The sequence below is a fragment of the Stenotrophomonas sp. YIM B13575 genome (assembly GCF_042787595.1).
GTDB classification, from domain to species: Bacteria; Pseudomonadota; Gammaproteobacteria; order Xanthomonadales; family Xanthomonadaceae; genus Stenotrophomonas; species Stenotrophomonas lactitubi_B.
Window position 1 is genome coordinate 20933 of record NZ_JBHZOP010000069.1, and the last position, 10078, is coordinate 31010.

Sequence of the window (10078 nt, forward strand, 5' to 3'; positions counted from 1 at the left end):
CGATGTCATGAGCAAACAAAAACTAGAACTTACCTGGATCGGGAAAGAGAAGCGGCCTAAGCTGGAGCCGCGCATCCTGCTCGAAGACCCCGAAAAGTCCTATCACGCCAAGCATCGCGTCTCCGACAACGACATCTTCGACAATCGGCTGATCTTCGGGGACAACCTACTTGCGCTGAAAGCACTGGAGCAAGAGTTCTCCAGCAAGGTGAAGTGCGTATTCATCGATCCACCGTACAACACCGGCAGTGCTTTCACTCATTATGAGGATGGTCTGGAGCACTCAATCTGGCTGGGGCTGATGCGTGATCGATTGGAAATCATTCGGCGATTGTTATCGGACGATGGCTCCTTGTGGATTACGATTGACGACAACGAGGCGCACTACCTCAAGGTGCTGTGCGATGAGGTGTTCGGCCGCACGAATTTTGTCGCTTCTGTAATTTGGCAAAAACTCTTCACGGTCAAGAACTCAGCCAAGTATTTCTCGGATATGCACGAGTATGTGCTCGTGTACGCCAAGGATCTGTCGAAATGGAATCGAAACTTGCTCCCGCGGAGCGCTGATCTCGATGATTCTTACTCCAATTTAGACAATGATCCGCGCGGCCCATGGACTACCAATGCTATTCAGGCGCGAAATTATTACAGCCAAGGGACTTATGAGATCGTTTCTCCAACCGGAAAATTGTTCACGCCTCCTCCAGGGACATACTGGCGTGTCTCAAAGGCAACGTTCGACGAACTCGCAAGAGACGGTCGAGTTTGGTGGGGCCGAGATGGAACCGCCACTCCTCGCATCAAGAAATTTCTCAGTGAAGCAAAGCAGGGCGTAGTTCCCGCCACCCTTTGGTTTCATGGCGACGTCGGCACCAACGCTGAGGCGAAGGTTGAAGTACGGAAGTTGTTTGAGGGGATCAACGATGACGATGTCTTCATGACCCCAAAGCCGGAAAGGCTGATCAAGCGAATTCTGGAGCTTGCAACCAATAAGGGCGATCTAGTTCTCGATTCATTTGCTGGCTCTGGAACCACTGGCGCTGTCGCGCACAAGATGGGTCGCCGTTGGATCATGGTGGAGCTGGGCCAGCACTGCCACACTCACATCATTCCGCGCCTGAAGAAGGTTATCGACGGCGAGGACAAGGGCAGCATCACCGAAAGTGTCGGCTGGGAAGGTGGCGGCGGGTTCCGCTATTACCACCTAGCGCCTAGCCTGATCGTCAACGACCGCTGGGGCAACCAGGTAATTAATCCCGTATATAACGCTGCGCAACTGGCTGAGGCGCTGGCCAAGCTGGAGGGCTTCACCTACGCGCCGTCGGAAACGCACTGGTGGCAGCACGGCCACTCCAGCGAGCGCGATTTCATCTATGTCACCACCCAGAACCTGTCCGCTGAGCAACTGCAAGCCCTGTCCGATGAAGTCGGCCCGGAGCAGAGCCTGCTGGCGTGCTGCGCCGCTTTCCACGGAGTCACGGCGGCCAAAGCGGTAGAGCGCTGGCCGAACCTGACGCTGAAGAAGATCCCGAAGATGGTGCTGGCCCGCTGCCATTGGGGCCGTGACGACTACAGCCTGAATGTGACCAATCTGCCAATGGCGGAGATTGATGAGGCCGAGCCTGCGGCCTCTGGCAATGGCGCCAGGAACATCAAGAGCAGAAATGCGGCCCTCGCTAACGCGGGACATAGCGGCCTGTTTGGGGAGAAGGAATAATGAACGCCCGCGTCCTGCACGCCGTCACCGGTCGCCTGTCCCTTCGTCCTCCCCAGGCGGAATCGCTCATCAAGCTGGTTCGCGCGCTCGATGCCGCGCCCGAACTCTTGGGCCACGAGCGCGATGTCTCGGCGATCCTCTCCACGCTGAAGGCCGAGTTCAGCACGCTGGAGGACTTCGAGCGCGAATTTCCGTCGCTGTGCTTCGCGCTGGCCACGGGCGTGGGCAAGACCCGCCTGATGGGGGCCTTCATCGCCTACCTACATCTCGCGCATGGCATCAACAACTTCTTCGTGCTCGCGCCCAACCTGACGATCTACAACAAGCTCATCACGGACTTCACGCGCAACACGCCGAAGTATGTGTTCAAGGGCATCGCCGAATTCGCGCAGCAACCGCCGCTGATCATCACCGGCGACAACTACGACCAGACCGGCGCGGCGGTGGATGATCAACCACAGGGCTTCGACCACGACGTGCGCATCAACATCTTCAACATCTCCAAAATCAACTCCGAGGTACGCGGAGGCAAAGAGCCGCGCATCAAGCGGATGAAGGAAGTGCTGGGCGACAGCTACTTCAACCATCTCGCGAACCTGCCTGACCTCGTGCTGCTGATGGACGAATCGCACCGTTACAGAGCTAGCGCCGGGGTGCGCTCCATCAACGAGCTCAAGCCGCTATTCGGTCTGGAAGTGACGGCGACGCCGTTCGTCGAGTCCAGCCGTGGGCCGGTGCCGTTCAAGAACGTGGTGATGGACTACCCGCTGGCGCGGGCGATGGAGGATGGCTTCGTCAAGGAGCCGGCCGTGGTCACCCAGCGCAACTTCGACGCCAAGGCTCACACGCCCGAGGAGATCGAGAAGACGAAGCTGGAAGACGGCGTGCGCCTGCACGAGACGACCAAGGTCGAGCTGCTCACCTACGCCCGCAAGAACGGCGTCAAGCCGGTCAAGCCCTTCATGCTCGTCATCGCGCGCGATACCACGCACGCGGGGCAACTCTTGGCGCTTCTGGAGTCGGAAGCCCTTTACGAGGGGCGCTACCAGGGGAAGGTGATCCAGGTCGACTCCAGCCGCACCGGCGCGGAGGAAGAAGAGATGATCACGCGCCTGCTGGCCGTAGAGAGCGTGGACGAGCCGACCGAGATCGTGATTCACGTCAGTATGCTTAAGGAGGGCTGGGATGTGACCAATCTCTACACAATCGTTCCGCTGCGCGCGGCCAATGCCCGCACGCTGATCGAGCAGTCTATCGGGCGCGGCCTGCGTCTGCCCTACGGCAAGCGCACGGGGGTCGCGTCGGTGGATCGCTTGAACATCATCGCGCACGACAAGTTCCAGGAAATTATCGACGAGGCCAACCGTGGCGACTCGCCGATTCGCCTGAAGCAGGTCATCCTCGATGCGCCGAGCGCCGACGACAAGAAGGTCAGCGTGCAGGTCGAGTCCGGGGCTGCGACGCGTCTCGGTTTGACGGAAGCACCGGTCGTGGTCACAGGGGCTTCAGCCACTGACAGTGGAGCGGAAGTCCCTGTGCCCAAACCGGTGTTCACCACGGAGGCGGAGAAGCAGGCCGCGCGCGTGGTCATGGACGTGATCGGCAATTACGAGGTCAAGCGCGATCTGGTGCCCGCCAGCAGTGCGCTGCTGAAACCCGAAGTGCAGAAGGAAATCCTAGCGGAGGTGGCAGAGCGTTTGAAGCCGTTGCAAGGCGAATTGCTGGCGGGTGTGGATGAATCAGTTCCCGCACTTGACTTGTCCGCCGTGGTGGCGAAGACCACCGAGATCGTGGTGCAGCAGACCATCGACATCCCGCGCATCGCAGTGGTGCCGACTGGCGAGGTCACGACCGGCTTCCACGCCTTCAAGCTGGATGTGAGCCAGCTCCATCTCCAGCCGGGCCAGCGTGAGATCGTCGGGCAGATGCTGCGCACCAACGAGCAGTTCACCTTGGCTGCCGAGGTCGGGCTCAAGGAGCAACGCTTGGAGGACTACATCGTCCACGCGCTGGTGGACTTCGACGACATCGACTATTTCACCCATGCCGACCTCCTCTACGACCTTGCAGGCCAGATGGTGCAGCACCTGCGCAGTTATCTGTCCGAGGACGAAGCCATCAGCGTCCTCGATCGTGACCGCCGCTTGATCGCACGGGAAATCCACGCACAGATGATGGCCCACTTCTGGGAAGAGGCGACGGAGTACGAGGTGCATGTCAGTCGCGGTTTCACCGAGCTAAAGCCTTGCAACTACACCGCCACAGCAGGCCAGACGGCCCACCACTTCCGGGAGACCGTGACCGAGACCAGTCGCATCAAGCAGATGCTATTCGGTGGCTTCACGCGTTGCCTGTACCCACTGCAGAAGTTCGACTCGGATACCGAACGGCGCTTTGCCATCATCCTGGAGCGCGACGCGACGAAGTGGTTCAAGCCTGCGAAAGGGCAGTTTCAGATCTACTACAAGCTTGGCACCGAACAACCAGAGTACATCCCCGATTTCGTCGCTGAGACGGACATCGCCATCCTCATGGTGGAGACAAAGGCTCGTGCTGACATCAACGCTGAAGAGGTTCAGGCCAAGACCGCAGCCGCCATGCAGTGGTGCAAGTACGCTTCCGATCATGCAGTGAGCATAGGCACCAAGCCTTGGAAGTATTTGCTGGTGCCCCATGACGAAGTCAATGAGTCGAAACGGCTCACAGATTACCTACGCTTTGAGGTTAAAGCATAGACGGAACGCTACTGTCATCGCTATGAGCAGAAGTGGTTCCGGCCTTCGTGCCGAGAACCACATCTGGCTAATCCCGCCAGCTCTACTCTTACCACTAGCACGATACCCCTTTTAAGGAAGGGGCTTCTCGCGCCTTCCCGTTCCCCAAGGGTTATTGGCTACTCACGTACCACCTAGGCTCTGCCCTCATAGGCAGCAATGACAAATGGCTTGGCCCGCTCCAAATCATCGAGATTCGAGATCGCAACCTCCAAGTCTCCGGTACCCCAATGGCCGAACGTTCGGGCATCACGCATGTTGGGCGCTAAGTGAGCAATCGAATCGGGATCGATGTGCAAGAAGAGGAGCAAGCGACTCTTTTGCGGAACGACAGTTGCGAAGTTCTTAAGACGCTTGAATGCCATGTACAGCTTGAGCTCTTTGCGCTGAACGTCATCACCAAGTGATCCGATGAAATCATCCAACGAGCCAATCAGTCCCGCCATTTCAGGACCATACAATGCCATCCACTCGGAATATGTCCTATCGCCAGTGGAACTGGAAGACCTTGGAGCATGGGTGAACGGCACGTCCACTACTAGTTCGCGCGCCCTAGCCTTCCCGCGACCAGTAGTTGCGGTGTTGACCTGCTCAAACAACAGCAGATCATCTCCAAATCGCCTGTACCTAATGAGCTCTACACTCTGATTGATCTGCTGGACAGCGTGTGCGTCGAATTTTGTGAAATCCGCAGCAATGCAGACAACCCGCGGAGAACTCCAATCAATTTGCGAGGCAGCGGCAGTGCCCAGCGCATCCATTACTTGCAGCTTGAACTCGGCCTGATGATCCATCAGCCAATCGAGGTAATAGAGCCCCTGGTTAATGACGTTCTCACCGATTGAGCGCTTGTACTCAATAATGACGGGGCTGTTGTTCTCATCCAGGCCTAAAGAATCAATGCGACCACCATGGGTCTTCCCGGTCACGTACTCAGTCGCAACAAACCGAATCCCAAGCATAGGCAGCAAATTGGCCTCAATCAGCGTTTGGAGCGGCTTCTCCAGATCTGAAGCCCTTCCCTGCAGTTCAGTCGCTTTGCCGTCAACCAACCTGAAAAGCTTGATGTCACTCATTCCGCCCGATTCCCTTCAACTCTGTGCCTAGCGTACCGGCAAACAGCCCATCCCATACAACAAGGGCGCCTCTCGGCGCCCTCGTTCTTTCAACTCATTCCCACTCAATAGTAGCCGGCGGCTTGCCCGAGATGTCATAAACCACCCTCGACACCCCCCGCAACTCATTGATGATCCGGTTGCTCACCGTACCCAGGAACTCATACGGCAGGTGCGCCCAATGCGCGGTCATGAAGTCGATCGTCTCCACGGCCCTTAGCGCAATCACCCACTCATAAGCGCGCGCATCACCCACCACGCCCACCGACTTCACCGGCAGGAACACGGCAAACGCCTGGCTGGTCTTGTCGTACAGGTCCGCCTTGCGCAGCTCATCAATGAAGATGGCATCGGCCTTGGCCAGCAGTTCGGCGTATTCGCGCTTCACTTCGCCCAGGATACGCACGCCCAGGCCCGGGCCCGGGAACGGGTGGCGGTAGACCATGGTGCGCGGCAGGCCGAGCTCGACGCCCAGGCGGCGCACTTCGTCCTTGAACAGCTCGCGCAGCGGCTCCACCAGGCCCAGCTTCATGTGCTCCGGCAGGCCGCCCACGTTGTGGTGACTCTTGATCACATGCGCCTTGCCGGTCTTGCTGCCGGCCGACTCGATCACGTCCGGGTAGATGGTGCCCTGCGCCAGCCACTTGGCGTTCTTCAGCTTGTTCGACTCTTCGTCGAAGATCTCAACGAACAGGTTGCCGATGATCTTGCGCTTGGCTTCCGGGTCGCTCACGCCTTCCAGCGCGCTGAAGTAACGGTCGGCTGCGTTCACGCGCACCACCTTTACGCCCATGTGCTCGGCGAACATCGCCATCACCTGGTCGCCTTCCTGCCAGCGCAGCAGGCCGGTATCCACGAACACGCAGGTCAGCTTCTCGCCGATGGCCTTGTGCAGCAGCGCGGCCACCACGGACGAATCAACGCCGCCGGACAGGCCCAGGATCACTTCGTCATCGCCCACCTGTTCGCGCACGCGGGCAATCTGGTCGTCGATGATGTTGGCGGCGGTCCACAGGGTCTGGCAACCGCACACGTCCACCACGAAGCGGCGCAGCAGCGCCTGGCCCTGCAGGGTGTGGGTCACTTCCGGGTGGAACTGTACGCCGTACCAGCGCTTTTCTTCGTTGGCCATGGCGGCCACCGGAATGCGGTCGGTGGTGGCGGTGATGGTGAAGCCCGGCGGTGCCACGGAGACGTGGTCGCCGTGGCTCATCCAGACATTCAACTTCGGCTCGCCGCCGTGGTCGCTCAGGCCCTTGAACAGTGCATCGGGGTTGATCACGTTCACTTCGGCGTGGCCGAATTCGCGCTGGTCAGCGGCTTCCGTGGCACCGCCCAGCTGCGCGGCCAGGGTCTGCATGCCGTAGCAGATGCCGAAGATCGGCAGGCCGCTGTCGAACACTTCCTGCGGCGCGGCGGGCGCGCCCGGCAGCGTGGTCGATTCCGGGCCACCGGACAGGATGATGCCCTTGGCGCCGAAGCCGGCGATCTCGGCCGGGTTGTGGTCCCACGCCCAGATTTCGCAGTAGACGCCCAGCTCGCGGATGCGGCGGGCAATCAGCTGCGTGTACTGCGCGCCGAAATCGAGGATGAGGATCTTGTCGTTATGGATGTTGGTCATGGCGCCCCGGCGATGCAGTAGGGAAAACGAAAACGTCAGATTTTTTCAGCGGCAGATGGAGAAAGAGGAACGGGAATCAGCTTCCTCGTTCCTCTTTGCTCATCCCGCATCAGGAGCGGTAGTTCGGCGGTTCTTTGGTGATCGTCACGTCGTGGACGTGGCTCTCGCGCTGGCCGGCGCCGCTGATCTTCACGAACTTGGGCTTGCTGCGCATGTCCTCGACGGTAGCGCAGCCCACGTAGCCCATGGTGGCGCGCAGGCCGCCCATCAGCTGGTGGATGATGCCGCCCACCGGGCCGCGGTACGGCACGCGGCCTTCGATGCCTTCCGGCACCAGCTTGTCGGCGGTGGCGGCGTCCTGGAAGTAGCGGTCCTTGGACCCCTTCTCCATCGCGGCCAGCGAGCCCATGCCGCGGTAGCTCTTGTACGAACGGCCCTGGAACAGCTCGGTTTCGCCCGGCGATTCCTCGGTACCGGCCAGCAGGCCACCAATCATGATGGTGGAGGCACCGGCGGCCAGCGCCTTGCCGATGTCGCCGGAGTAGCGGATGCCACCGTCGGCGATCAGCGGGATGCGGTCCTGCAGCGCTTCGGCCACCAGGTCGATCGCGGTGATCTGCGGCACGCCCACGCCGGCCACGACGCGCGTGGTGCAGATCGAGCCCGGGCCGATGCCGACCTTCACTGCGTCCGCGCCGCTGTCCAGCAGCGCCAGCGCGGCCTCACCGGTGCAGATGTTGCCGCCGATGACCTGCACGTTCGGGAAGTTCTTCTTGACCCAGCTGACGCGGTCCAGCACGCCCTGCGAATGGCCGTGCGCGGTATCGACCACGATCACGTCCACGCCGGCAGCGACCAGCGCTTCCACGCGGCGATCGGTATCGCCGCCCACGCCGACGGCGGCGCCGACCAGCAGGCGGGTGGCGATGTCCTTGGCAGCGTTCGGGAAGTCGGTGTTCTTCTGGATGTCCTTGACGGTGATCAGGCCACGCAGGGCGAAATCATCGTTGACCACCAGCACCTTTTCGATGCGGTTGCGGTGCAGCAGCTGCAGCACTTCATCAGACGCGGCGCCTTCCTTGACCGTGATCAGGCGATCCTTCTTGGTCATGATGTGGCGGACCGGATCGTCCAGCTCGGTCTCGAAGCGCATGTCGCGATGGGTCACGATGCCGGCCAGCAGGCCGTCGCTGCCCACCACCGGCACGCCGGAGATGTTGTGCGCCTGGGTCAGGGCCAGCACGTCGCGGATGGTGGTTTCCGGGCCGACGGTGATCGGGTCGCGGATGACACCGGCCTCGAACTTCTTGACCTTGGCCACTTCGGCGGCCTGCTGCTCCACGCTCAGGTTCTTGTGGATGATGCCCATGCCGCCCAGCTGTGCCATGGCGATGGCCAGGCGCGCTTCGGTGACGGTGTCCATGGCTGCGGACAGGATCGGAAGCTTGAGCTTCAGGTCGCGTGTCAACCGCGTTTCGAGGTTGACGTCCTTGGGCAGGATGGTCGAATGAGCGGGGACGAGCGAGACGTCGTCGTAGGTGAGAGCTTCAGCCTGGATGCGCAGCATCGGCATACCCGAGATGTGGGGAAGCGCGACATTTTACCCTGTTTTGGCGGCCTGTGGCAGGGGGTAGATGCGACGCAGTGTCGCGCGGGCGAAGATCTGTTCAGGACGTCCGGGTCACTGCCCTTGGCGGGTGAGGACCACCGCCCTTGGTGGGTGCGGACCGTTGGTCCGCACTATCCCTCAGACACCTGTACCCCAGCAGGAATCCCGCCCCTCTGGCACTGTACCGGCCAGCAGCCGGCACTACCGTCAGACCCCGGCTTCCGCCGCTTCCAACGTGTTCTGCATCAACGTGGCCACGGTCATCGGGCCCACGCCGCCCGGCACCGGGGTAATCCAGCTCGCCCGCTGCGCTGCGGCCTCAAACCCGACATCACCCACCAACCGGCCGTCGTCCAAGCGGTTGATGCCCACGTCGATCACCACTGCACCCGGCTTCACCCACTCGCCCGGCACGATGCCCGGACGACCCACCGCCACCACCAGGATGTCGGCGTTGCGCACGGCCTGTTCCAGCACGTCCTTGGGGGTGAACTTGTGGCAGCTGGTGACGGTGCAGCCGGCAATCAGCAGCTCCAGGCCCATCGGCCGGCCAACGTGGTTGCTGACGCCGACGATGGTGGCGTTGCGGCCACGCACCGGCTGGTCGGTGTGGCCCAGCAGCGTGGTGATGCCGCGCGGGGTGCACGGGCGCAGGCCGAATTCACGCAGGGCCAGGTGGCCGACGTTTTCCGGATGGAAGCCGTCCACGTCCTTACGCGGGTCGATGCGCTGGATCAGCCGGCGTGCATCGGGAATGCCCGGCAGCGGCAGCTGGATCAGGATGCCGTTGATCTTCGGGTCGGCGTTGAGCTGGTCGATCAGGTCGAGCAGCTCGGCCTCGGTGGTGCCGGCCGGCAGATCGTAGTCATAGGCTTCGATGCCGACCTTCTCGGCGGCGCGGCGCTTGTTGCGCACGTACACGGTCGAGGCCGGGTCGCCACCCACCAGCACCACGGCCAGGCCCGGGCGGCTGCCACCGGCGGCAACACGGGCATCCACCCGCACCTTCAGGCTGTCGAGCAGGTCCTCGGCGATACGGCGGCCATCGAGGATGCGGGCAGGAAGCTGGGAGGCGGAGTCGGTCATCGGGGGCTGGCGTGGGGCGGCGGGGACGCTATTGTCCCCGATTCACGCCCCCTCGCCCACCGGGAATGCTGGCCGCCGCCGCTTCGGTAGTGCCGGCCGCTGGCCGGCAACCTCGCAACGCTCCCTGCGCTCATGACGCTGCCAGCCAGCGGCCGG

At 61.5% G+C, this 10078-nt stretch carries 6 protein-coding genes; 2 read left to right on the forward strand and 4 right to left on the reverse strand.

Going from position 1 to position 10078, the window contains the following annotated elements; genetic code table 11:
* Positions 1-7 precede the first annotated feature (7 nt).
* Together ACFX4F_RS12680 and ACFX4F_RS12685 are read left to right on the forward strand one after the other, a co-directional pair.
* Complete coding sequence (locus ACFX4F_RS12680; RefSeq protein ID WP_380655786.1) at positions 8-1717, forward strand: site-specific DNA-methyltransferase; 1710 nt, start codon at positions 8-10, stop codon at positions 1715-1717.
* Positions 1717-4452, forward strand: a complete 2736-nt coding sequence (locus ACFX4F_RS12685) for a DEAD/DEAH box helicase (RefSeq protein WP_380655789.1) — start codon at positions 1717-1719, stop codon at positions 4450-4452. The genes ACFX4F_RS12680 and ACFX4F_RS12685 overlap by 1 nt, the downstream gene beginning before the upstream one ends.
* Positions 4453-4625: 173 nt before the next feature.
* Here the strand turns inward: ACFX4F_RS12685 and ACFX4F_RS12690 are convergent, their stop codons facing one another.
* The 4 genes from ACFX4F_RS12690 to folD all read right to left on the reverse strand — a co-directional run bounded on the left by ACFX4F_RS12690 (position 4626) and on the right by folD (position 9922).
* Positions 4626-5567, reverse strand: coding sequence for a DUF5655 domain-containing protein (locus ACFX4F_RS12690; protein ID WP_380655792.1), 942 nt, complete (start codon positions 5565-5567; stop codon positions 4626-4628).
* 94 nt (positions 5568-5661) lie between these two features.
* Positions 5662-7227 (reverse strand): glutamine-hydrolyzing GMP synthase, encoded by a 1566-nt coding sequence (gene guaA / locus ACFX4F_RS12695; RefSeq protein WP_046982889.1) that lies wholly within the window; start codon positions 7225-7227, stop codon positions 5662-5664.
* Between the two features lie 109 nt (positions 7228-7336).
* Positions 7337-8794, reverse strand: a complete 1458-nt coding sequence (gene guaB, locus ACFX4F_RS12700) for an IMP dehydrogenase (protein WP_032976170.1) — start codon at positions 8792-8794, stop codon at positions 7337-7339.
* Positions 8795-9043: 249 nt separating this feature from the next.
* Positions 9044-9922 (reverse strand): bifunctional methylenetetrahydrofolate dehydrogenase/methenyltetrahydrofolate cyclohydrolase FolD, encoded by an 879-nt coding sequence (gene folD, locus ACFX4F_RS12705; RefSeq protein ID WP_099821271.1) that lies wholly within the window; start codon positions 9920-9922, stop codon positions 9044-9046.
* Positions 9923-10078: the final 156 nt, after the last annotated feature.